The sequence below is a fragment of the Azospirillum sp. B21 genome (assembly GCF_008364825.1).
In the GTDB taxonomy this organism is placed as follows: Bacteria; Pseudomonadota; Alphaproteobacteria; order Azospirillales; family Azospirillaceae; genus Azospirillum.
Genome location: NZ_VTTO01000005.1, coordinates 86,002 through 109,037, shown reverse-complemented (window position 1 = coordinate 109,037; position 23,036 = coordinate 86,002). Strand labels below are relative to the sequence as shown.

Genomic DNA, 23,036 nt, shown 5'->3' with positions numbered 1-23,036 from the left:
CACCGGGCGACGGCCCCATTTCAAGTCCCTATTTGGTCCCGGCTTCACAACCGGAACAAGGGCGGAAATGGGAGGGCAGAAATCGACGGAAGCTATTGCATTTGGCGTCGGGGAAGCGACATTCCGCGCCCAAAGCCCTTCTCCCCTTGCGGGGCGGGATCGGCCAAACGCCAACGGCGTTTTGCCGGCCCGCGGGTTGAGTTGAGGGGTGCCGCCGGCCGCAAGGCCGGAGGAATCTCCGATTTCCTCCCCTCACCCCAACCCCTCTCCCACAGGGGGAGAGGGGCTTTGGAGGCGAACAAGTCCATATGCGAGCGGTGAGGAATGGACCTAGGACAGCTCGCACCACCCTCCGGTCAGGCAGCGTTGACTTCGGCGACGAAGCGACGGACCTCGTCCTTCAGACGCTCCGACTGCTCCGACACGCTTTCCACGCTGGTGGACACCAGGCGCATCCGCTCGCTGGTCGTGGTCATGGTCGCCGACAGCGAGCCGACGCTGCTGGTGACCTGACGCGAGTTGTCGGCGGCGGCACGGGCGTTGGCGAAGATCTGGTGGGTCGCCGCCTCCTGCTGCTGCACGGCCGACGCCACTTCGCCGTTCAGGGCGCTGAGGTTGGTGATCAGGCTGGCGATGCCCTCGATGGCGCCGATGGCGTTGGCGGTCGCGGCGCGGATCGCCCCCACCTGCGACTGGATGTCCTCGGTCGCCTTGGCGGTCTGGGTGGCGAGGCTCTTCACCTCGCTCGCCACGACGGCGAAGCCCTTGCCGGCCTCGCCGGCGCGGGCGGCTTCGATGGTCGCGTTCAGCGCCAGCAGGTTGGTCTGGCCGGCGATGGAGTTGATCAGTTCCACCACCGCGCCGATCTGCTCGGCGGCGGATGCGAGGCCGGTGACGATGCCGGTGGTGTTGGAGGTCTCGGTCACGGCGCGAGATGCGGTCTGGGCGGCGCTTTCCACCTGACGGCTGATCGCCGCGATGGAACCGCGCAGCTCCTCGCTGGCGAGAGCGGCCGACTCGACGCTGTCGGATGCACCCTGGGCGGCGCCGGCGGCGGCATGTGCCTGGTCGGTGGTGCTGGCGGCATCGTTGCTGAGGGCCGCGGTCCGCTCGTGCAGGGCGACCGTGGTGGTGCTGAGCGTCGCCACGACCTCGTCCATCGCACGGGCGAACTCGGCGGCGCGGGCGGACAGGCGCTCACGCTGGATGTCGCGGGCGGCGCGGTCCAGTTCGGCCCGCTGGCTCTCGTCGCGGGCAATCTGCAGGGTGGTGGCGAGGCCGGCCACGGCGCGGGCCATGTCGCCGATCTCGTCCGGGCGGTCGGCATGGGGCACGGTGACGGTCAGGTCGCCGCCGCCGATACGGCCCAGCACGTCGCGGACCGCCAGCAGCGGACGCGACAGGCCGCGCGAGACCCAGATGCCGATGCCGACGCTGATCGCCAGCAGCAGCAGGGTGACGCCCAGTTCACGCAAGGCGCGGGCCTGGAATTCCGCATCGACGTCGTCGGTGTAGACGCCGGTGCCGATCATCCACTGCCAGGGCTGGTAGCCGGTGGCGTAGGCGATCTTCGGCGACGGATCGGCGGTGTCGGTGCGCTTGTGGCGGAAGGCGACGAAACCGCCGCCGGCCTTGGCCGCGTCCGTCATCTGCACGTTGAAGGGAACGCCATCGGGATCCTTCAGGTTCAGCAGGTTCTTGCCTTCGACCTGCGGCCGCAGGCCGTGGACCAGGCTGACGCCGGAATAATCATAGACGAAGAAGTACTCGCCGTTGCCATAGCGCATGGCGCGCACGGCGTTGCGGGCGAGTTCCTGCGCTTCCGAGCGCTGCAGCTTGCCGGCCTTCTCCTGTTCGCCATACAGCGCGATCACGGAGGATGCGGCGTCGACCATCTCCTTGACCTTGGCCTTGCGCTGTTCGATCAGGTTCGTGCGCATTCCCGTCAGGTGGACGGTGGCGCCGGCAAGCGTGCTGAGCAGCGCCACGCCGAACACCAGCAGCATCAGCCGCGTACCAATCTTGAGCTTCATCACGCCCTTCTCCTCAGTCCTGATCCACGCGGCACCGCATGGCATCCACGCATCGTTCGATTCGGTTGGTCTGTTGGTCGTCTTCGCTCAGGCCGCGCATCCGGCCAGTAGCTCCAACTGGTCGCAACGCCACCGCCCCGGCCCGCCCGGCGGGGCGGACAGGCGGGTGAAGGCCACGACCTCGCAATTCTCCAGCTCCACCCCCGGCCGGCTGGCCAGACGGTGCAGCAGGATGCGGCCGATCCCCTTGCTGCCGACCAGCAAAGGCCGGCGGGCCAGCAGGTCGGCAGACGAGGTGGCGAGTTCCGCCACGCCGTCGAGGACGCGCGCGGCGAACACACCCTCGCTCTCCCCGCCCGGCGGGGTCTCGCCGGCGGCGAACCAGGGGCGGGTCAGGTCGATCGGCAGCCCGTTCCACTCCCCCAGCCGGCGCTCGCGCAGCCAGTCGCGGGAGAGAAGCGGGACGCCCAGCGCCTCGGCGAACAGGGCGCCGGTGACCGCCGTGCGCCGCAGCGGCCCGGCGATCACGAGCCCGCAATCGTGCCCCTGGGCGCGGAAGCGCTCCGCCGCCCGGCGGGCCTGTTCGATGCCTTGTTCGGTCAGCGCGATGTCCCGGTCGCCGCCGCAGCGCACGCCGCGGCGGTTGTCCTCGGTCTGGCCGTGGCGCACGAAATGGAAGCGGTCGGTCATCGCCAGCCCCCTCAGCGGAACAGGATGCGGTCGGCGCCCGCGGTCCAGCCGATGGTGCTTTCCGCCGGCCAGCCATGGGGAGCCGCCATCCAGCGGCGCAGGGTGTCGATGTGCAGCGGATCGCTGAGCGTCGGGGTATGACCGACGTCCGGCACATGGACGACGCTGACCCGCGGCTTTTCCATCATCCGCGCGATGGTCTGGTCGAGCAGGGCGTCGCTCATCATGCCGTGCACCAGCAGCACCGGGCAGGCGACGCGCTGCCAGTCGTCCCACTGGTCGTGGTCCTGGGCGGCGCCGTCGCGATAACATTGCAGCGCACGGATGTCGTGGCGGTAGACGCGGCCGCCATTCTCCTCCGACCAGCGGGTCTGGTGGAAGCTGTTGTGCAGAAGCACGGTGTCGTCCACCGGCCCGTCATTCTTCTGGGCGGCGCCGGTGCGGTGGAACAGCTGGGCCGGATGGCGGAAGACATAGTGGCGGGCGACCGACTCGGCGCGGCGGCGGCGGCGCTCGTTCGGGATGAAGGGGCCGATGTCGTTGAGGATCAGGCCGTCGACCAGCTCCGGCGCCTCGGCCGCCACCCGCATGGCGACATTGCCGCCGAGTGAGGAGCCGAGCAGCGTGACCGATCCCAGCCGCTTGTGCCGGATCAGCGCCAGCACCTGGGCGACGTTGCCATCGAAGCTGTAGTCCGACTGTTCCGCCAGCCAGCCGCTGCGGCCGCGCCCCGCCCAATCCAGGCACAGGACATGGTAATGGCGAGATAAGGCACGGGCGATGTAGTCGAAGCGCCGGGCCGAGTTGGCGATGCCGCCGAGGCAGATCAGCGCCGGATTCTGCGGGCTGCCCCATTCCGTATAGGCGAGGCGGATGCTGTAGTCGCTGCGCAGCCGCTCCACCGTGCCGGGCTGCAGCTCGGCGCTGTGGGTGTAGTCGAAATGGCGCAGGCTGTGGCCGGCCCCGATCAGCGGCTCGATCACCCGCATGATCGTCTCGTAAGTCTTCCAGTTGATCTCTTCTGCCGATCCGATGCCAAGCGCATCTAGCGTGGCGCGCAGCGCCTCCATCGCACGGCCATGACGGCCATTGTCAGGAAGGAACTGTCCGCCACGGGGCGGCAGGGCCGGCATGGCGCGAAGGGGCTCCACGAGCATCTGGTCAGGCATGGGCGTCTTCGCCTCCGTGAGAGATGGGTGGGGGATCGATGAATGCGGAAATGACAGGGGAGACGCCGTGGTCATGGGGCTGCGCCCTCCCCGGCCGTCCGTGATGCGGAGGCTGCGGCCGGAGCGAGCAGGAACACCGCGCAGAAGGCCGTGCCGCACAGCATGCCCAGGCCACCCAGGGTCACCAGCGCCGCCTGAGTCCCGAACCGGTCGGCGACGGCGGCGGCCAGCAGCGGGCCCGCCACCGATCCGCCCCGCTCCAGCAGGCGGTAGACGGCGAAGACGCTGGACTCGCCCATACGGGCGCATTCCGTACGGCAGACCTCCGGCACCAGGGCCAGTTGCGTGGCGTTGTTCAGGGCGTGGGCGACACCCAATGCCGCGATGCCGGCCAGGATGCCGGGAACGCCAGCGTCCTGAAGGATCGCCAGCGTGCCGGCCCCGCCGACCAGCCCGCCGATCCCGGCGAACAGGGCGTGGCGGCCGGTGCGGTCGGCCAGCCGCGACACCCAGGGACCGAGCAGCACGATGATCAACCCATAGGTCATCATCAGCCGGCCGATCCCCGCCGGAGTCTCGCCCGCCGCATGGAGGGAAACCGGAACCAGATAGAAGAGGTAGCCGGTCAGCATCAGCTTCGTCGGCACCGACGAGAACAGCAGCAGGGCGACGAAGCGCGGGTTGGCGAGCAGGCCGCCCACGTCGCCCAGGCGGAAGCCGCGGTTCTGCACCCGCTCCCCCCGGTCGGCCGGCAGCAGGACCGCGGCGGCGACGGCGGCGGCCAATGCCAGCAGCGCCGAGGCCGCGAAGGTGGCGCGGTAGCCGAGAAGGTCGGCGAGGATGCCGCCCAGCGGCGCACCGCACAGCCCGGCGACGACCACGGCGGCGACGAACTGCGCCATGCCGCGCGCCCGCTGTCCGGCCGGGGTGTTGCGTGCGATGAAGCCCTGTGCGCCGATGAACATCACCGCATAGCCGAGCGCACAGGCGCTACGCCACAGCAGCAGTTCGGCCAGCGAGCCGGCCAGCGCCGTCCCGGCGAACCCGGCGACCGCCGGCAGGGTTCCCAGCAGCAGGGTGCGGCGGCTGCCGAACCGGTCGGCCCAGGCGCCGGCAAAGGGGGTGAAGACCGCAACCAGCGCCATGAACAGCCCGATCGGCAGGCCCATCATCAGGGTTTCCGACAGGCCGGACACCGGCGTGTAAAGCTCGCGCGTGTAGAGCGGCAGGAAGGAGCGCGACAGCTCTTCCGCCAGCATGAACAGGAACAGCGCGGCGCGCATTCCCGCCACCGCCGATGCGGGTTCCGGTGCCGATGCTGATGCCGGTGCCGGGCGGCGCGGCGCCGCGGCAAGCAGGAGCAGAGCCTCGAACACCAGCAGAAGCGAAACGAGCAGCAGAACGGCGCCGTCATAGAGGACGCCGCGCAGCGACTCGGCCGGCAGCACGGAGGTCAACTGCGGCAGCACCCCGGCAGTGAAGGCGATCAGTGCCGTCGTCACCATCATGATGGCGCGCAAGGGCGTGGCTCCGGCCGCGCGCGACAGGGCCGGCGCCCACAGAGCCAACAGCGCCACCACAGCCGAAACCACGGCGGCTACCGTCATCAAGCGATCGCGAACGGCACCGAGCACAACCTGTGCGGCATCGAACTGAATTGTCGAGGTAAAGTTTGCATAAAATTTAGCGCAAACCAGAAGAGATAGGGTGAAGAGACTAATTGCTGTGATGACAGGCAGAGTCACGCGCGGACGTGCGACCGAATTTGGTTGCATAGGCAGCTCCAGACACACAACCGCTTTCAGGAAGTGGGTTGGAGGCTAAATCGTAACTCCAAAGAATTGGTAAACCGAAATTGCATTGGAAATAAAAGTTCCCTCCGGATTGTTGCATATCCGTGTATGCAGTTTGTTCAGATCACTGATACTGACGATCTTTGGTAAAATGCTGACGGATACTCGTGGAGATGGGGAACAACTGCCTAATTATGTGAATAGCGACCGTTTTCTTGTCAGCGTTACAGCACATACCAAAGCAACCGCGATCCTCATTGGCTAAGGACAAATGTTGGTTGCAGTGCAGCATGGGCCTTTCGCCACTATTTCAGATTGGGGCTTAACCAGCGCCTCCACGCAAAGTGGGTCCACCACCCATTCGTGCGTGGCAATTCGCACCACGCCTGCATACCAAAATTGCAGGAAAAAAAGACCTATGACCACGCTCCCGGCGCGCATCCCTTTTTCGGCATGCCCATAGCAGGGCTTTGCGACGCTTCGCCACATCGCTGTTAAGAGTGATTCGCATCATTATGGCTCCCGCGGCCCGGTGCCGCCGAATTGCACGCCCTGTCGGTGCCGTGCAGCCGAAAGGTGATCCCCAATGACTGCCCCCGTGTCGGGTTCGATGTCCGGACCCGCTTCCGCCGCCGTTCCCTCTCCCGTTGCCCGCATGACGCCCGGTCCGGCGCCCGGCACCTCCTCCGACCCGCCGCCCGTTGGTGACGGCTGCCGTCTCGGCTCGTTGCGCAAGGGCCAGCGCGCGGTGGTGACCGGTCTCGACGAGAGTGCGGTCGCCACCCCGCTGCCGCCCGGCGAACTGGAACGCCGCATGATCGAGATGGGCCTGATCGAAGGTGCCCGCGTGGAGATCCTGCATGAAGGATTCCCGGGCTCCGATCCGCTTGCCGTGCGCATCAACGACCATACCCTGGCCATGCGCCGGGCAGAGGCGCACGCCGTTCTGGTGACGCTCGGCTGAGCGTCGCCTCCCCTTCCTGCGGAAAGGATTTCCGCGATGTCTGATTCTGCCGTTTTGGCCGCACCCGTTTTGGTCGCACCGCCGCGCATCGCGCTGGTCGGCAACCCGAACTGCGGCAAGACCGCCCTGTTCAACGCCCTGACCGGTGCCCGCCAGAAGGTCGCCAACTATCCCGGCGTCACGGTGGAGCGCAAGGTCGGCGAGTTCCTGAGCCCTGCCGGCGCCCGCGTCCAGGTGATCGACCTGCCCGGCACCTACAGCCTGCGCGCCCGCTCCCCCGACGAGGAGGTGACGCGCGACGTCGTGCTCGGCCGGTTCGAGCATGAAACGCCGCCGGACGTGATGGTCTGCGTCGCCGACGCCACCAACCTGCGCCTGCATCTGCGGCTGGTGCTGGAGTTGAAGAAGCTCGGCCGCCCCATCATCCTGGCGCTCAATATGATGGATGTCGCCGAGGCGCGCGGCTGCCGCGTCGATGCATCGGCCCTGTCGGCGGCGCTCGGCGTGCCTGTGGTGCCGACGGTGGCGATCAAGCGCACCGGCGTGGTCGGTCTGCTCGACCAGATCGACCGCAGCATGATGGTGATGGCGGCCGACGGCCCCCCGGCGCCCTGCGGATGGAGCGAGCCGTCGGCACGGGACCTGCGCGCCTACCATCAGGAGGTCGAGGCGATCCTGGCCGCGGCGCTGCGCGATGCCGGCAAGCCGTCGCTCGCCACGCAGCGCATCGACGCGGCCCTGCTGCACCCGGCCATCGGTCTGCCCTTCCTGTTCCTGGTGCTGTTCCTGATGTTCCAGGCAGTGTTCGCCTGGGCAGCCCTGCCGATGGACATGATCGACCAGGGGCTGGGATGGGTGCAGGCCGCGGCCGGTGCCGCCCTTCCCGAGGGCATGCTGAAGAGCCTGATCACCGACGGCATCATCGCCGGGGTGGGCAGCGTGGTGATCTTCCTGCCCCAGATCCTGGTGCTGTTCCTCTTCATCCTGATCCTGGAATCCACCGGCTACATGGCACGGGCGGCCTTCCTGCTCGACCGGCTGATGGGGGGCGTCGGCCTGCACGGCCGGGCTTTCATCCCGCTGCTGTCCAGCTTCGCCTGCGCCGTGCCCGGCATCATGGCTGCCCGCACCATCGAGAACCGCGCCGACCGGCTGGCGACCATCATGATCGCGCCGCTGATGACCTGCTCGGCCCGGCTGCCGGTCTATACGCTGATCATCGCCGCCTTCGTCCCCGAACGGACGGTGGCCGGCGGCATGATCGGGCTGCAGGGTCTGGTGATGTTCACGCTCTATGCTGCGGGCATCCTGTCGGCGCTGGCGGTCGCCTTCGTGCTGAAGCGGACGATCTTCAAGGGCGCGCGGGAGCCGCTGCTGATGGAACTGCCGGCCTACCGGCTGCCCAGCCCGCGCGACCTCCTGATCGGCCTGCTGGAACGTGCCCGCATCTTCCTGGCCCGCGCCGGCACGGTGATCTTCGCCATCATGATCCTGCTGTGGTTCCTCGGCACCTTCCCCGGAGCGCCCGAGGGCGCCACCGGTCCGGCGATCGACTACAGCTTCGCCGGAATGCTGGGCCACGCGCTGGCGCCGCTGCTGGCGCCCATCGGCTTCACCTGGCAGATCGCCATCGCGCTGGTTCCGGGCATGGCGGCGCGCGAGGTGGCGGTGGCGGCACTCGGCACCGTCTATGCGCTGAGCGAGACGGGGGACGCGCTGTCGGGTTCGCTGTCCGGCGTACTGGCGGCGGACTGGAGCCTGCCGACCGCGCTGTCGCTGCTGGCGTGGTTCGTGTTCGCCCCGCAATGCGTCTCCACCCTGTCGGTGGTAAAGCGGGAGACCAACTCCTGGTTCTGGATGCTGGTGATGATCGCCTACATGACGCTGCTCGCCTACGGTGCCGCCTTCGTCACCTTCCGGCTGTCCAGCGCCCTGCTGGGAGGGTGAGCGATGATGGAATCACTCGCCGTCGGCCTGATCGTCGCACTGGCCTTCGCCTGGGTGGCCTGGACCATCCTGCTGCCGGCCGCTGCCCGCGACCGCCTGCGCCGTCTGGTCGGACTCCCCGTTCCATCCTCACCGAAGGGCGGCTGCGGTGGAGGCTGCTGCGGCTGCGCAGCGGCGGGACCGAAGCCAGCGCGACGCCACGGCGGCTCCTGCGGCAACCATTGAGGCCGGGTGACGCTCAGCCGCCCCGCGCCAGCGCGCGGCGGAAGGCGTCCAGCGTCTCCGCGCTGACATGGTGCTCGATTCCCTCGGCGTCGATGCGTGCCGTGTCAGCGCTGACGCCGAGGGAGCGCAGGAAGGCCTCCACCGTCTGGTGGCGCTCCCGGCTTTCCTCGGCGATCCGGCGGCCGGCGTCGGTCAGGAACACCGCCCGGTAGGGCTTGCGGGTGACCAGCCCCTCCGCCGCCAGCCGGTCGAGCATTCGGGCGACGGTGGGCTGCGCCACGCCCAACCTCGCGGCGATGTCGACCTGCCGCGCCTCCTGCCCGCTTTCGATCAGGTCGGCGATCAGTTCCACATAATCCTCGGCCAGGGCGGAGCGCTGCGCCTCCCGCGTGCGGCGGAATCCCTCGGCATGCAATTCGGCATCGGGCAGCGCAGACTCGGCCGACACGGCCCCACCCTCTTCCCAATCAGGCGACTTCCGGGATTCGGCCATCGCGCGCGTCGACTCCTCTGAAAGTCATGCCCAAACGGTAGCGCCCCACCCTCCGACGCCAGCCGCCGGCCGTCAAGCCCACCATCGATCCGACCGGTCCCATCCTTCAGGAGCCGCATCCTTCGGGGGTGAGTGGCGATTCCGGCAAAAAGTTGCGGTCCGGAAAGTATAGCACCTTGCATACTCGTTGTCCCGGTACATACTTGACTGATACCAATTCGCAACTCGGCCAGGAGTCTCGCCGATGTCGGAAGCCGAAGCCGCCCTGCCGACCCCGAAGGCCTGGAAATACTCCAGCCCGGACGGAGAGACGCGGCTCAGCCTGCCGGAGGTCCATGCCTCCGTCGCGGTGCCGCAGGGCGGCCTGTGGCTGCGCCGGATGCTGGCCTTCGCCGGGCCGGGCTACATGGTGTCGGTCGGCTATATGGACCCCGGCAACTGGGCGACCGACCTTGCCGGCGGGTCGCAGTTCGGCTACACGCTGTTGGCCGTCATCATGCTGTCGAACCTGATGGCGATTCTGCTGCAGTCGCTGGCCGCAAGGCTCGGCATCGTCACCGGGCGCGATCTGGCCCAGGCCTGCCGCGACCATTACCCGCGTCCGATCAACCTGGTGCTGTGGGTAGCGTGCGAGGCGGCGATCATCGCCTGCGACCTTGCCGAGGTGATCGGCACCGCCATCGCGCTGAACCTGCTGTTCGGCATCCCGCTGATCGGCGGCGCGCTGATCACCGCGTTGGACGCCTTCCTGGTCCTGCTGCTGATGCAGCGGGGGTTCCGTTATCTCGAAGCCTTCGTCATCGCGCTGCTGGTGGTCATCGCCGGCTGCTTCATCGTGCAGATCGCCGCCGCGGCGCCGCCGGTGGCCGCCGTTCTGCACGGCTTCGTGCCGTCGGCGGAGATCGTCACCAACCCCGAGATGCTCTACATCGCCATCGGCATCCTGGGGGCGACGGTGATGCCGCACAACCTGTACCTCCATTCCTCCATCGTGCAGACGCGCGCATATCCGCGGACCGAGGAGGGGCGGCGCGACGCCATCACCTGGGCCACCGCCGACAGCACCATCGCGCTGATGCTGGCCCTGTTCGTCAATGCCGCCATTCTGATCCTGGCAGCCAGCGTCTTCCACGGCAGCGGCCATACCGAGGTGGCAGAGATCGGACAGGCGTTCGAGCTGCTGTCGCCCCTGCTCGGCCTCGGCATCGCTTCCACGCTGTTCGCGGTGGCATTGCTGGCCTCCGGCTTGAATTCCACGGTGACGGCGACGCTGGCCGGCCAGATCGTTATGGAGGGTTTTCTGCGGCTGCGCCTGCCCCACTGGGCGCGCCGGCTGCTGACCCGCGGGCTTGCCATCATCCCCGTCGTGGTGGTGACGGCGATCTATGGCGAACGCGGCACGGCGCAGCTTCTGGTGTTCAGCCAGGTGGTGCTGTCGATGCAGCTTCCCTTCGCGGTGATCCCGCTGGTCCGTTTCGTCACCGACCGCGGCAAGATGGGCAAATTCGTCGTCCCCGGCTGGGTCGCCACCCTGTCCTGGATCGTCGCCACGGTGATCGTCGTGCTGAACCTGAAGCTGCTGTACGACACCGTCCTGGCGTGACGGCCGTTCAGTCGCGATAAGGGCTGAACCAGCCAAGTCCGTCCTCGGTCCGGCCCCGCGGACGGTATTCGCAGCCGACGAACCCGCCGTAGCCCAGCCGGTCCAACTCGGCGAACAGGAAGGGCCAGTTCAGCTCCTCCCCGTCCGGTTCCTGGCGGGAGGGGACCGAGGCGATCTGGATATGGCCGATCATCGGCATCAACCGGCGCAGCGCCATGGTGACGTCGCCATGGAGGATCTGCCGGTGGTAGATGTCGAACTGCAGCCGGACATTCGGCAGACCGATGCCGGCGATCAGGCTTTCGGCGGCAGCGAATCCGTTCAGGAAATAACCGGGCATGTCGCGGCCGTTGATCGGTTCCAGCATCAGTTCGATGCCGCGCTCGCCCAGCGCATCGGCGGCATACAGCACAGCGTCGCGATACCGCGCAGCCGCCGCCGGATCGCCGGGATCGGCCAGCCCGGCCATCAGGTGCAGCCGGCGGCAGCCCGTCGCCTCGGCATAGCGCAGCGCGGTGGCGACGCCGGCCTTCACCTCCCCAAAGCGGCCGGGCAGAGCGGCCAGCCCGCGCTCCCCCGCCGCCCAGTCGCCGGGCGGCATGTTGAACAGGGCCTGGGTCAGGCGATTGCGCTGAAGGCGCCCGGCGATCTCGTCCGGCGCATGGTCGTAGGGGAACAGATACTCCACGGCGCGGAAGCCCGCATCCGCCGCGACGTCGAAGCGGTCGAGGAACGGCCGCTCCGTGAACATCATCGTCAGGTTTGCGGCGAAACGGGGCATGGCGCGGACCGACCTTGGCGGGAGGAATGTCCGGGGACGGCCCCGGCGGATGCGGCCGGACGTCCAGCCGCACCACGCGCGGGATTCAAGACAAGTCGTCCCAACTGGTCAAGCCCGCCTGCACAGTCCTGCCGGCCGGACTCACCCGTTGCGGTAGGTGTAGCTGTAGCCGTTGATCGCCGGCGCCCCACCAAGATGGGCGTAGAGCACCTTGGAGCCCTCCGGGAACCAGCCCCTCCTGACGAGGTCGATCATGCCCTGCATCGACTTGCCCTCATACACCGGGTCGGTGATCATCGCCTCGGTGCGGGCGGCAAGGCGGATGGCCTCGTTGGTCTCGGCGCTCGGCACGCCATAGGCGGGATAGGCGTAGTCCTCCAGGATGACGATCTCGTCGTCGCGGACCTCGCGGCCGAGTTCGACCAGTTCGGCCGTGCGGTCGACGATCTGGCGGACCTGTGTGCGGGTCTGTTCCGGCGTGCCGGAGGCGTCGATGCCGATCACGCGGTCGCCCCGGCCGTCGGCGGCGAAGCCGACGATCATGCCGGCCTGGGTCGAACCGGTCACCACGCAGACGACGATATAGTCGAACTTGAAGCCGAGTTCGGCCTCCTGCTTGCGCACTTCCTCGGCGAAGCCGACATAGCCGAGCCCGCCATATTTGTGCACCGACGCGCCGGCCGGAATGCCGTAGGGCTTGCCGCCGGCATCCTTGACCGACTGGATCGCCTCTTCCCAGCTCTTGCGGATGCCGATGTCGAAGCCGTCCGGAACGATGCGGCTGTCCGCCCCCATCAGGCGGGTCAGCAGGATGTTGCCGACGCGGTCATAGACCGCATCCTCGTGCGGGACCCAGCTTTCCTGCACCACCACGCATTTCATGCCGATCTTCGCCGCCGTCGCCGCCACCATCCGGGTGTGGTTGGACTGCACGCCGCCGATCGACACCAGCGTGTCGGCCCCCGACGCGATCGCGTCCGGAACGATGTATTCCAGCTTGCGCAGCTTGTTGCCGCCCATGGCAAGGCCGGAATTGCAGTCGTCGCGCTTGGCGTAGATCTCGACCTTGCCGCCGAGCGCGTCGGTGAGGCGCGGCAGAAATTCGATCGGGGTCGGGCCGAAGGTGAGCGGGTAGCGTTCGAAACGATCGAGGCGCATCGCGGCATGCTCCAATGGTGAGGTGGAGCAACGGTATCACCACATTTTTGAAAGGTGCTTCCATATACCGGCCGCAGATTTCCTGCAATGCTGGCATTGTCCGTCCTCGATGACGCATGTAGCCTCATTTTCAGCGGAAAAATGGAAGAGTCTTTCATGACTGAGAAGCTCGATGCGGTGGATCGCCGGATTCTACAACATCTTCAAAGGGATGGCCGGATGACCAACGCGGATGTCGCCGCTGCCGTCCATGTCAGCCCGGCGACCTGCCACCGGCGCACGCAACGCCTGTTCGAGGAGGGGTACATCCGGTCCGTGCGGGCGGAAATCGCGCCGGCGAAGGTGGACCGCGGGACGCTGGTGATCGTCGGGGTCGTGCTGGACCGCTCGACGCCGGAAAGCTTCGGCGACTTCGAAAAGGCGATCCGCAAGCTGCCCTTCGTGCTGGATTGCCATCTGGTCGCCGGCGACTTCGACTTCTTCCTAAAGATCCGCGTCAGCGACATCGCCGACTTCAACGAACTGCACGGGCAACAGCTTATCGCCCTGCCCGGCGTGCGGCAGACGCGGACCTTCTTCGTCATGAAGGAGGTGATCGACAACGCCCTGCTGGATTTCTGAGCAAAGCGCCGATCCGGTCAGACCGGCAGCGGCGAAGCCTGACGGGCCAGCAGCTTCCAGCTGCCGTCGACCTTCTTCCAGACCTGCAGCACTTTGATGTGGGCGGTGCTGGTCTTGCCGTCGGCCAGATTGTTGACGCAATCGAAGGTGTGACGGGCGATGGCGACGTCGCCGACCACCTGGATCACATGGTCGCCGAGGTCCAGCGCCTTGAAGGCGTTCTTGCCGTCCAGGCTGCCGACGAACTCCGCCTTGTCTTCCAGCCGGCTGTTGGAGTGGCCGTAGGTCAGCTGGTCCATCGTCATCGCCTGCAGCGTGGCGCCGTCGCCGGCCAGCATGGCGTCGCGCAGCGCATTCACCGCCTTCGCCACCAGCTGATGGTCGTCGTCGTTCCTGAGCATGGTGACCCTCCCAATCGATTACTGTCATGCCCGCCCGGAGCGGAACGGGTCACAGATTAGTATACTAGTATGCATTGGGGTTCCAGACCCCCAAGGGGACGTGCGCCGGTTCGCCGCAGAGGGTGGAAGCGGGCCGGATGGCGACGTGCAGGCCGTCCTATGTAACTTTCCGCAGATCCTCTTGTGATCGGCTGCGCCGGGCGGCCGGGACGGGTATGCTCCCCGCCGCGACTCGAGGGATGGACAGCAAGGGGACGGGAATGGCGACCAGACGGCGCAAGCTACCGCGCAAGCGCAAGGGCAGGCAGGTGACCGCCGCCCGCGGGACGGCGGCGGACACGATCAGCACGGGCCGGCCGTCGCCCGGCGGCCTCACCACGGCGGTGAGAGGGACGGCAACCAGGGCGACGGCGCAGACCGCCACCAAGGGGCGCAGGCCGAGCTTCGCCGCCACGCCCGATGCCGCCGCCGGACGATTCCTCAGCCCCGAACAGCAATATCTGCTGAAGAAGCGGCGCGAGGCGGAGCAGCGCGAGGCGAAGGACCGCCGCACCGCCCTTGCCATCATCCTGGCGCTGGTCCTTCTCGTGGCCGGGGCGGTCGCGGGGCTGGTCTGGCTCTGGCGCTCGCCGGTCGCCTGAGGGAAGGCTGGGGCAACCGGGGCTCAAGCCGCCAACGCGGCCTCCAGCCCGGCGGCGATGCCCAGCAGGCTGCGGTCGCTGCCCCGGCGACCCATCGCCATCAGCCCGACCGGCAGTCCGGCGGACGGCACCGGCAGCGAGATCGCCGGCACGTCGAACAGGTTGGCGATGCGGGTGTTGCGCAGCAGCAGCAGGTTGACGCGGTGGAAGCCGGCATCGTCCAGCACATCGGCGATGGCAGGGGCGGTCAGCGGAACGGTGGGCAGCAGCAGCACGGGGTGCCGGGCGAGCCGCTCGTCCATCAGACGGATCAGGTCGGCGCGGCGGCGCTGCATGCGGACGTAATCGGCGGCGGGCGCCCTACCGCCGGCCTCAATGCGGGCGCGGGTCTTGGGATCGATGCCGTCGAGCTCCGCGATACCAAGCTCCGCCAGCGTCGCCGCAAGCTCGATGGCGGTGAAGACGCCGATGCGGTCCAGTTCGGCCAGGGCGTCCAGTTCGGCGTCGATGGAGCCCTCGACGATGTGAGCCCCGGCGGCCCGCAGGCGGTCCAGCGACGCCTCGAAAGCAGCGGCGACCGCCGGCTCGATTCCGTCGAACAACCGCCACCGCGGCACCAGAAAAGATTGGCCGGCGACCGGCAGAGGGGCCAGCGGTGCCGGATCGCCGTCTCCCAGAACCGAATCGAGCAAGGCGGCGTCGGCGACGGTCGCGGCGACGGGGCCGATCACATCCAGCGACGGCGACAGCGGGAAGGCGCCCTCGGCCGACAGGCGGCCGGAGGTCGGCTTGAACCCCACAGCGCCGGACAGCGCCGCCGGAATGCGCAGCGAACCGCCGGTGTCGCTGCCGACCGCGATCTCCGCCATGCCGTCAACCACCGAGATCACCGCACCGGAGGAGGAGCCGCCGGGCACCCGCGACCGGTCGCGCGGGTTGCCGGGATTGCCGTAATGGGGGTTGATGCCGACAGCAGAGAAGGCGAATTCCGTCATGTGGGTGCGGCCGACGATGACGGCGCCGGCGGCACGCAGCTGCGCCACGGCATGAGCATCCCGCCGGGCGGCGGGCCGGCCACGCAGAATGGCGGAGCCCGCCGCGGTGGTGTCGCCCGCCACGTCGAACAGCGCCTTGACCGAGACGATCCGGCCGTCGAGCGGCCCCAGCGGCCGGCCCGCGCCTCGTCGGCATAGACGTCGGTGAAGACCATCGCGCCCTGCCGTTCCGGATCGGCGATGCGGGCGAGCGCCGCCTCAAGCCGGTCGGACGCGGACAGATGTGGGACGGCGGACACGGGCATGTCGGATTCCTGGCAGGTCATGGGGCGGATCGGACTATAGCGGAACCTGCCATCGCATGTGCCATATCGGCGTCGGCTTGGCGACCGGGATCATGCGGTCGACGGAACCGGCAGCAGCGTGAGATGCGGGCGGCGCTCGAAATCGACAAAGTCCTTCGGCCACTTCACATTTTTCGCATTTTTCTTTGTGAAAACGTTCTGATCTCTACTTTCGTCAGGGTGTTTGCCCTTCGGCCGATAGCGCGTACCCACAGCGTGTGATAATCAGGAGAGAATGACGCGGACCGAGCAGACACACGGCCGACGCGAGTCTCCGCCCCCAGCACTGCCTTTGCAGTTTCGAAGCCGGGGGATTGATCGCCAACGGCCGGCCTTTTCCGGAATGACTCACGGAAGGACGGACTCCGATGCCTGCAACGCCTCACTTCCATCCGCCCGGCGGCACCCCCCTGGGGCTTCTTGAGCGCCACATCGCCATCGTCGGCGCAGGGTTCACCGGCAGCCTGCTGGCGGCCCACCTGCTGCGCGGTGCGCGGGCGCCCCTGGTGGTCCATCTGATCGAATATGGCAGCAGACCGGGAACCGGCGTCGCCTACTCCACCCCCAACGGCGCCCATGTGCTGAACGTCCGCGCCTATAACATGAGCGCCTATCCGGACGACCCGCGCCATTTCCTGCGCTGGCTGTGGAGCCGGGCGGAGGGGCCGACGCCGGAACAGCCGGTGCCGCCCAGCGGCCACGCCTTCGTGTCGCGCGCCCTGTACGGCGCCTACATCCAGGACGTTCTGGCGGAAGCGCAGGCGGAGGCCCCCGCCCACGCGCGCCTCAACCTGATCCGAGGCGAGGCGGTGGACGTCCGCACCGAGGACCCGGCCGACGGCAAGCGCGCCGTGCATGTGCGCCTCGGCGACGGCCGCGTGGTCAGCGCCGACACCGCTGCGCTCTGCATCGGCAACTTCCCGCCCTCCGCTCCCTGCCTGTCTTCGCCGACGGCGGCGGAGGCCTTCGCGTCCGACCGCTTCATCGGCGACCCGTGGGATGCTGCCGCCATCGGCCGCATCGACCAGGACGCCCCCGTCGCCATCCTCGGCACCGGCCTGACCATGGTGGACACGGTGCTGTCGCTGCTCGACCAGGGGCATCGCGGCCCGATCACCGCCGTGTCGCGCCGCGGCCTGCTGCCGCTGCGCCATGAGGAGACGCGGCCCTACAGCTCCTTCCTGCATCCCGACGTGCTGCCCAGCACGGTTCTGGACGTGCTGATAGCGCTGAAGGCCGATGCGCGGCGGGCGGCGGCGGCCGGCTATGACTGGCGGTCGGCTTTCGACGCGTTGCGTCCGCACCATCACCGCATCTGGTCGCATCTGCCGATGGAGGAGCGCCGCCGCTTCCTCCGTCACGCCCGCCCCTTCTGGGAGGTGCACCGCCACCGCATGGCCCCCCAGGTGGCTGACCGCATCGCCGCCGCCCGTGCCGGCGGCCAGCTGTCGATCCTGCCGGGCCGGCTGAAGGATGCGGCATTGACCACGGACGGGTTGGACCTGCACATCGTCGAACGCGGTGGCGGAGCGACGCGGGTGCTGGCTGCGGGTGCGCTGATCAACGCGACCGGCACCAACTGCGACTACACCCGCATCCGCCATCCGCTGGTGCGCTCATTGCTGGACCGCGGCCTTGCGCGGCCGGACCCGCTGCGGCTGGGGCTGGACGTGACCGAAGGCGGTGCGGTGATTGCTGCCGACGGCACCCCGGCGCCGCGTCTGCTGGCCTTCGGCCCAGTCGCCAAGGCGCCCTTCTGGGAAATGACCGCCGTGCCCGAACTGCGCAGCCAATGCGCCGACGCGGCCCGCCGGATACTGGACGGCCTGACCGGCGGCGCGGCGGCCAGCCAAGGGGCGCTGCCAGTGATGCCGACGCTGGAGTGTCCCGATCCGCCGCGGGTGCGTTAAAAGGGGCGGGGTCACCGCGCCTTGGGCAGCGGCGGTGCATAGCCGCCGGCCTTGCTGGTGCGCAGTCCGAGCGCCGCCAGCCCTTCCACCAGCTTCACGGCTGCGCTGACGCCGTCGATCACCGGCAGCCCCATCTCCTCGCTCAGCGAGCGGGCGAGGTCGGCCATGCCGGCGCAACCCAGCACGATGGTCTCGGCTCCGTCCTGCTCCATGGCCCGGCGGATTTCGGCGCGCACACGGTCGACGGCGCCGGATGACGGGTCCTCCAGCGCCAGGACGGCCACGCCCGCCGCGCGGATGGTGCAGCGGCCGGCCATGCCGTAGCGCTGGGCCAGACGCTCCAGCGCCGGGATCGAGCGGGGCAGCGTCGTCACCACGCTGAAGCGGCCGCCGAGCAGCCCGGCAGTCTGCATCGCCGCCTCGCAGATGCCGATCACCGGCGCGATGGCGAGGCTGCGCGCGGCATCCAGCCCGACATCGTCGAAGCAGGCGATCACGGTGCCGGCGATGTTGCTCCCGCGCTGGTGCCGGTCGATTTCAGCCAGCAGGCCGGGGACGGCCAGCGCCTCGTCGTAAAAGCCCTCGATGCTGGCAGGGCCGGTCGGCGGGTTGGTGGCGAGGATCTCGGTGCCCGGCGCCGCGACCTTGCCGGCGGCGGCGGCGATCCGCTCGGTCATGGAGGCGGTGCTGTTCGGGTTGACGACAAGGATGCGCATGGTTGTGGGGATCCTCAAATGCCGCTTCGGCGCAGGCGGTGGCGGCGCAGCGCGATCAGGCCCAGCAGGGCCACGCCGATCACGGTGAAGGAGAAGACCGTCGTCAGCGATCCCAGCGCATAGAGCACCGGCGTCGTGACGTTGGTGGTCATGCCGTAGATCTCCAGCGGCAGCGTGTTGAAGCTGCCGGCGGTCATCAGCGTGCGGGCGAACTCGTCATAGGACAGGGTGAAGCCGAACAGCCCGACGCCGATCAGGCTGGGCAGCAGGATCGGCAGCACGACATGGCGCACCGTCTGCCAGGGGGAGGCGCCGAGGTCGCGCGCCGCCTCCTCATAGGCCGGGTTGAAGCGGTTGAAGATGGCGAAGACGATCAGCAGGCCGAAGGGCAGCGTCCAGGTCAGATGCGCGCCCAGCGCCGAGCTGTACCAGGCCGGCTCCAGCCCCAGGATGTTGAAGAACAGGCCGATCCCCAGGCTGACCAGGATCGACGGCACGATCAGGCTGGCGACGGCGAGATAGAACAGCGCCCCGCTGCCCCGGAAACGGCGGCGGAAGGCGAAGCCGGCCAGGACCGAGAACAGCACGGTCAGCACCATCACCATCAGCCCCAGCGCGATGGAGCGGCGGAAGGACCCGCCGAAATCGCCCACCGCCTGCTGTTCGAACAGGTTGCGGAACCAGTGCAGCGAGACGCCGTTCATCGGGAAGGTCAGTCCGCCCTCCGGTCCCTGGAAGGACAGGATCAGGATGGTCGCCGTCGGGCCGTAGAGGAACAGCACGAACAGCGCGAAGAAGCCGGCCAGCAGATAAAAGGACAGGCCGCGGCGGGAGGTGTTCATCTCTCACAGCTCCTTGCGGATATCGACGACGCGCAGCATCGCCACCACCATGATGAGGACGACGGCCAGCAGAACCACTGCGTTGGCGGCGGCGGCCGGGTATTGCAGAAGCGAGATCTCGTTGGCGATCATCAGCCCGATGGAGGCGCTCTGCCCGCCGCTCATCAGCCGCACAGTGATGAAGTCGCCCATCACCAGCGTGACGACGAAGATGGAACCGATGGCGATCCCGGGCTTGGTCAGCGGCAGGATGACGTTCCAAAGGGTCTGCGCCGCACTGGCGCCGCCGTCGCGCGCCGCCTCGATCAGCGCGCGGTCGATGCGCATCATCGAATTGAAGATCGGCACCACCATGAACAGGGCATAGAGGTGGACGAAGGCCAGCACGACCGAGAAGTCGGAGAACAGCAGGAACTCCAGCGGCTGGTCGATGATCCCGGCGGAGATCAGGCCGGAATTCAGCAGCCCGTTGCGTCCCAGGAACGGGATCCACGAGATCATGCGGATGATGTTGGAGGTCCAGAACGGGATGGTGCAGAGCAGGAACAGCACCATCTGCCAAGTGGTGGACCGGATATGGAAGGCCAGGAAATAGGCGACCGTGAAGCCGATGCCGAGCGTGATCGCCCAGGTCAGCGCCGCGTATTTCAGGGTGTTCAGATAGGTCTTCCAGGTGACCGGCGAGGTCAGCAGCTCGGTGTAGTTGGTCAGCACGAAGTCCGGGTAGATGCGCACACTGTCGTAATCCCAGAAGCTGACCGCGACGATGGTCAGGATCGGCACCAGCAGGAACAGCAGCAGCGCGACGGTCAGCGGCGCGGCCTGGAGATAGGGGGCGACACGCGGCAGCAGTCGTGGGCGCCGCGCCCTGCCGGCGGCGGCCGTGACGGTCGGTCGAGGCGTTTCGGCGGTCAGGGTCATGGGCGGGGGTCCTGCAATTCAAAGATAGGATCAGTGCTCTGCCCCCTCCCTCCCGCTTCGCGGGTCCCTCCCTCCCCCGCCTTCGGCGGTGGAGGGACAGGAAGCGGCAGTCCCCTCTCCCTCGAAGAGGGGGAGGGTTAGGGAGGGGGCAAAACCGACGACTAAGCCGCGATGAACTCGTTCCACTTGCGGACCATGTAGCGGTCCTCGTCCATCACCGCGTTCCAGCAGGCGACGCGGCCCATGCGGTCCTGGAACGACCCGCCGTCACGCACCGCGCCGGCCTTTTCCATCACCTTGCCTTCGGGGCTGAGGATGTCGGTCTTGGCCGGCTGACCCTCCATCCAGAAGGCCCATTCCTCCGGCGTCATGTGCTGCTTGGCGGTGTCGAGCACGGCCGAATAATAGCCCTGGCGGTTCAGATAGGCGCCGACCCAGCCCGACAGATACCAGTTGATGTATTCATAGGCCGCCTCAAGCTCCAGTCCGCTCAGATGCTTGGCGATGCCGAGTCCGCCGCCCCAGGCGCGATAGCCCTCCTTCAGCGGCTGGTAGACGCACTGAATGCCCTTGGCGCGCACGGCGGCGACGGCGGGCGACCACATCGACTGGATGATGACCTCACCCGACGACATCAGGTTCACGCTTTCGTCGAAGGTCTTCCAGAAGGCGCGGAACTGGCCGGCCTTCTTGGCCTCGGTCATGATCTTGAGGGTCTTGTCGATCTCCTCCTTGGTCATGTTGCCCTTGTCGCCATATTTGACCTCGCCCATTGCCTCGCAGACCATGGCCGCGTCCATGATGCCGATGGACGGGATGTTCAGCAGCGACGCCTTGCCCTTGAAGGCGGGGTCGAGCAAATCCTTCCAGCTGGAGATCGGCCGCCCGACCAGATCGGGGCGGATGCCCAGCGTGTCGGCGTTGTAGATGGTCGGGATCAGCGTCATCCACTGGGTCGGCGACTTGGCGAACTTTGTGCTGTCCTTGCCCTCGACGAAGCCCACGGTGTGGGGAGCGGTGCCCTGGGCGATGGCGCTGTCCGGCGTCAGCTTGCCGGTGACGAAGATCGGGACGATCTTGTCGAAATTCTTGATCTTGGAAACGTCCATCGGCTGCATGACGCCGGCCGGGAACACCTTCTTGCAGATCCAGTATTCGATGTCGGCGATGTCGTAGGACTTCGGCTGCGTCACCGCGCGCTGGGTCACCGCGTCGGAATCGAGCGCCGTCATCTGCAGGGTGAAGCCCAGATCCTCCTTCACCTTGTCGGCGACGGCGTTCAGGTTCGACACGCCGGTGCCGAACTGGCGCAGCGTGACGTTCTTGATGTTCTGCGCCCAGATGGTCGGGAAGCCGGTGATCGCGCCGGAGCCGATGGCGGCGCCCGCCACGGCAGCAGTGCCCTTCAGCAGGGTGCGGCGGCTGACGCCGGTCGAGAGGTTCGAAGGAGTACGGGTGTCGGTCATCGCTGAGCCTCCAGTCTGTTCGTCGTGTTGTTTTTTGGTAGCGCTTTTGAAAAGGGTCAGGCCGCCAGCGGGTGGACGTCCCGCCGGCTCCAGCCGGCGCGCACGCGGTCGCCCACGCCGACCGGCGCATCGAAATAGCGGGCCTCGTCCAGCACCACTGCGAACTCGTCGGCACCGGGAATGTCGAGGCTGAGATGGACGGAGGCGCCGTGATACTCCAGCGAGCGCACCGTGCCCTCAACCTGGATCTCGGTCGGCAGATCGGCACCGCCCAATTGGATGCGGTCGGCGCGCACGGCGCAGCGGCCGGCATCGCCGACGCCCCCGCCTTCGATGACATTGTGTCCGCCGATGAAGCGGGCGACGAAGGCGGTGCGCGGATGGTTGAACAGCTCGCGCGGTGGGCCAGCCTGTTCGATCCGCCCCTGGTTCATCACCACGGCGAGGTCGGCCAGCGCCATCGCTTCCGTCTGGCTGTGGGTGACGTGGATGAAGGTGATGCCGATGTCGCGGTGCAGGCGCTTCAGCTCCTCCCGCATGCGCACGCGCAGGAAGGGGTCGAGTGCCGACAGCGGCTCGTCCAGCAGAAGCACGCCCGGCTGGGTGATCAGCGCGCGGGCCAGCGCGACGCGCTGCTGCTGTCCGCCCGACAGCTGCGAGGGCAGGCGGCCGGCGTATCTGCTCATGTCGACGAGGTCCAGCATCTCGCGCGCCCGGCGGCGCCGCTCCTCCTTGGCGACGCCCTTCATCTTCAGGCTGAAGGCGACGTTGTCGGTGCAGTCCAGATGGGGGAACAGAGCGTAGCTCTGGAACATCATCGCCGTGCCGCGCTTGGCCGGCGGGTCGTCGTTGACCACGCTGTCGCCGATCAGAAGGTCGCCGTCGGTGATGTCCTCATGCCCGGCGATCATCCGCAGGGTGGAGGTCTTGCCGCAGCCGCTCGGCCCCAGCAGGCAGCAGTAGGATCCGGCGGCGATCCGCAGATCGATGCCGTCCACCGCCACGGTCGCGCCATAGGCCTTGCGCAGCTTCACGAGTTCGACCGTCGAACCTGCCGTCATCGGAGCGCCTCCACAATTGTGCACAATCTGCGCGGTCGTTTGTGACCTGTTCGCCTTTTGCATGTCGCGTGCCAGCGATCCGATGGCGGAAATCGGTCGATCCCCGACCGCTCCATTGCGCAAAAGATCGGCATTTGTGCACGGGCTTGCCGCAGTGGCGTTGTTTTGGGCAAAGTGAACCGCGCAGGTCATCGTTGCCCCGCATGGTCGATTGCGATTCCACTTCTGGCCCGCTTTGTGCACAATCTGTGGTGCGTTTCCC

The 23,036-nt window shown here is 67.9% G+C and carries 21 protein-coding genes; 7 read left to right on the top strand and 14 right to left on the bottom strand.

Annotation, left to right across the window (positions count from 1 at the left end):
- Positions 1 to 356: 356 nt before the first annotated feature.
- From FZ983_RS13965 to FZ983_RS13950, 4 genes are all read right to left on the bottom strand, one after another.
- Positions 357 to 2,033, bottom strand: a complete 1,677-nt coding sequence (locus tag FZ983_RS13965) for a methyl-accepting chemotaxis protein (protein WP_149224132.1) — start codon at positions 2,031 to 2,033, stop codon at positions 357 to 359.
- 87 nt (positions 2,034 to 2,120) lie between these two features.
- A complete protein-coding gene (locus tag FZ983_RS13960; protein WP_149224131.1) occupies positions 2,121 to 2,723 on the bottom strand; it encodes a histidine phosphatase family protein in 603 nt (200 codons plus the stop codon).
- Positions 2,724 to 2,734: 11 nt separating this feature from the next.
- Positions 2,735 to 3,892, bottom strand: coding sequence for an alpha/beta hydrolase (locus FZ983_RS13955; protein ID WP_149224130.1), 1,158 nt, complete (start codon positions 3,890 to 3,892; stop codon positions 2,735 to 2,737).
- 71 nt (positions 3,893 to 3,963) lie between these two features.
- Positions 3,964 to 5,499, bottom strand: a complete 1,536-nt coding sequence (locus FZ983_RS13950; protein WP_149224129.1) for an MFS transporter — start codon at positions 5,497 to 5,499, stop codon at positions 3,964 to 3,966.
- Between the two features lie 772 nt (positions 5,500 to 6,271).
- Between FZ983_RS13950 and FZ983_RS13945 the strand changes: the two genes are divergently transcribed.
- The 3 genes from FZ983_RS13945 to FZ983_RS13935 are packed head-to-tail and all read left to right on the top strand — an operon-like array spanning position 6,272 to position 8,821.
- Positions 6,272 to 6,649, top strand: a complete 378-nt coding sequence (locus FZ983_RS13945; RefSeq protein WP_149224128.1) for a FeoA family protein — start codon at positions 6,272 to 6,274, stop codon at positions 6,647 to 6,649.
- A gap of 36 nt (positions 6,650 to 6,685) precedes the next feature.
- On the top strand, positions 6,686 to 8,596 hold the full coding sequence (locus FZ983_RS13940; protein ID WP_149224127.1) for a ferrous iron transporter B: 1,911 nt from the start codon (positions 6,686 to 6,688) through the stop codon (positions 8,594 to 8,596).
- 3 nt (positions 8,597 to 8,599) lie between these two features.
- Positions 8,600 to 8,821 carry a hypothetical protein gene (locus FZ983_RS13935; protein WP_149224126.1) on the top strand — a complete coding sequence of 74 codons (222 nt, stop codon included), beginning with the start codon at positions 8,600 to 8,602 and terminating at the stop codon, positions 8,819 to 8,821.
- A gap of 13 nt (positions 8,822 to 8,834) precedes the next feature.
- Here FZ983_RS13935 and mntR read toward each other — a convergent pair whose 3' ends face one another.
- Positions 8,835 to 9,314: a manganese-binding transcriptional regulator MntR gene (gene mntR, locus FZ983_RS13930; protein WP_211102903.1), complete on the bottom strand. Its 480-nt coding sequence runs from the start codon at positions 9,312 to 9,314 to the stop codon at positions 8,835 to 8,837.
- Between the two features lie 244 nt (positions 9,315 to 9,558).
- Here mntR and FZ983_RS13925 point away from each other — a divergent pair, with 244 nt between their 5' ends.
- Entirely contained in the window at positions 9,559 to 10,917 is a 1,359-nt protein-coding gene (locus tag FZ983_RS13925; protein WP_149224125.1) for an Nramp family divalent metal transporter, read from the top strand.
- A 7-nt stretch (positions 10,918 to 10,924) separates the two neighbouring features.
- Here the strand turns inward: FZ983_RS13925 and otnI are convergent, their stop codons facing one another.
- Together otnI and FZ983_RS13915 are read right to left on the bottom strand one after the other, a co-directional pair.
- On the bottom strand, positions 10,925 to 11,698 hold the full coding sequence (otnI, locus tag FZ983_RS13920) for a 2-oxo-tetronate isomerase (RefSeq protein ID WP_149224124.1): 774 nt from the start codon (positions 11,696 to 11,698) through the stop codon (positions 10,925 to 10,927).
- A 141-nt stretch (positions 11,699 to 11,839) separates the two neighbouring features.
- Entirely contained in the window at positions 11,840 to 12,856 is a 1,017-nt protein-coding gene (locus tag FZ983_RS13915) for a 1-aminocyclopropane-1-carboxylate deaminase (RefSeq protein WP_149224123.1), read from the bottom strand.
- 141 nt (positions 12,857 to 12,997) lie between these two features.
- On the opposite strand from FZ983_RS13915, the gene FZ983_RS13910 reads away from it, so the two are divergent.
- Entirely contained in the window at positions 12,998 to 13,477 is a 480-nt protein-coding gene (locus tag FZ983_RS13910; protein WP_149224405.1) for an Lrp/AsnC family transcriptional regulator, read from the top strand.
- Between the two features lie 17 nt (positions 13,478 to 13,494).
- Here FZ983_RS13910 and FZ983_RS13905 read toward each other — a convergent pair whose 3' ends face one another.
- Positions 13,495 to 13,878, bottom strand: a complete 384-nt coding sequence (locus FZ983_RS13905) for a nuclear transport factor 2 family protein (protein WP_149224122.1) — start codon at positions 13,876 to 13,878, stop codon at positions 13,495 to 13,497.
- A gap of 260 nt (positions 13,879 to 14,138) precedes the next feature.
- Here FZ983_RS13905 and FZ983_RS13900 point away from each other — a divergent pair, with 260 nt between their 5' ends.
- Positions 14,139 to 14,519 (top strand): hypothetical protein, encoded by a 381-nt coding sequence (locus tag FZ983_RS13900; RefSeq protein ID WP_149224121.1) that lies wholly within the window; start codon positions 14,139 to 14,141, stop codon positions 14,517 to 14,519.
- A 23-nt stretch (positions 14,520 to 14,542) separates the two neighbouring features.
- Here the strand turns inward: FZ983_RS13900 and FZ983_RS13895 are convergent, their stop codons facing one another.
- The gene (locus FZ983_RS13895; RefSeq protein WP_247883771.1) at positions 14,543 to 15,646 is read right to left on the bottom strand and encodes an amidase family protein; all 1,104 of its coding nucleotides are present in this window, start codon (positions 15,644 to 15,646) and stop codon (positions 14,543 to 14,545) included.
- A 580-nt stretch (positions 15,647 to 16,226) separates the two neighbouring features.
- Here FZ983_RS13895 and FZ983_RS13890 point away from each other — a divergent pair.
- On the top strand, positions 16,227 to 17,768 hold the full coding sequence (locus tag FZ983_RS13890) for an FAD/NAD(P)-binding protein (RefSeq protein ID WP_149224120.1): 1,542 nt from the start codon (positions 16,227 to 16,229) through the stop codon (positions 17,766 to 17,768).
- A gap of 11 nt (positions 17,769 to 17,779) precedes the next feature.
- Here the strand turns inward: FZ983_RS13890 and FZ983_RS13885 are convergent, their stop codons facing one another.
- The 5 genes from FZ983_RS13885 to FZ983_RS13865 form a co-directional block, all read right to left on the bottom strand.
- Positions 17,780 to 18,484 carry an aspartate/glutamate racemase family protein gene (locus FZ983_RS13885; protein ID WP_149224119.1) on the bottom strand — a complete coding sequence of 235 codons (705 nt, stop codon included), beginning with the start codon at positions 18,482 to 18,484 and terminating at the stop codon, positions 17,780 to 17,782.
- 14 nt (positions 18,485 to 18,498) lie between these two features.
- Positions 18,499 to 19,326 carry an ABC transporter permease gene (locus FZ983_RS13880; RefSeq protein WP_149224118.1) on the bottom strand — a complete coding sequence of 276 codons (828 nt, stop codon included), beginning with the start codon at positions 19,324 to 19,326 and terminating at the stop codon, positions 18,499 to 18,501.
- A 3-nt stretch (positions 19,327 to 19,329) separates the two neighbouring features.
- Positions 19,330 to 20,247 (bottom strand): ABC transporter permease, encoded by a 918-nt coding sequence (locus FZ983_RS13875; RefSeq protein ID WP_149224117.1) that lies wholly within the window; start codon positions 20,245 to 20,247, stop codon positions 19,330 to 19,332.
- Between the two features lie 161 nt (positions 20,248 to 20,408).
- Positions 20,409 to 21,713, bottom strand: a complete 1,305-nt coding sequence (locus tag FZ983_RS13870; RefSeq protein ID WP_149224116.1) for a PotD/PotF family extracellular solute-binding protein — start codon at positions 21,711 to 21,713, stop codon at positions 20,409 to 20,411.
- A 56-nt stretch (positions 21,714 to 21,769) separates the two neighbouring features.
- Entirely contained in the window at positions 21,770 to 22,774 is a 1,005-nt protein-coding gene (locus FZ983_RS13865; RefSeq protein WP_149224115.1) for an ABC transporter ATP-binding protein, read from the bottom strand.
- Positions 22,775 to 23,036 lie beyond the last annotated feature (262 nt).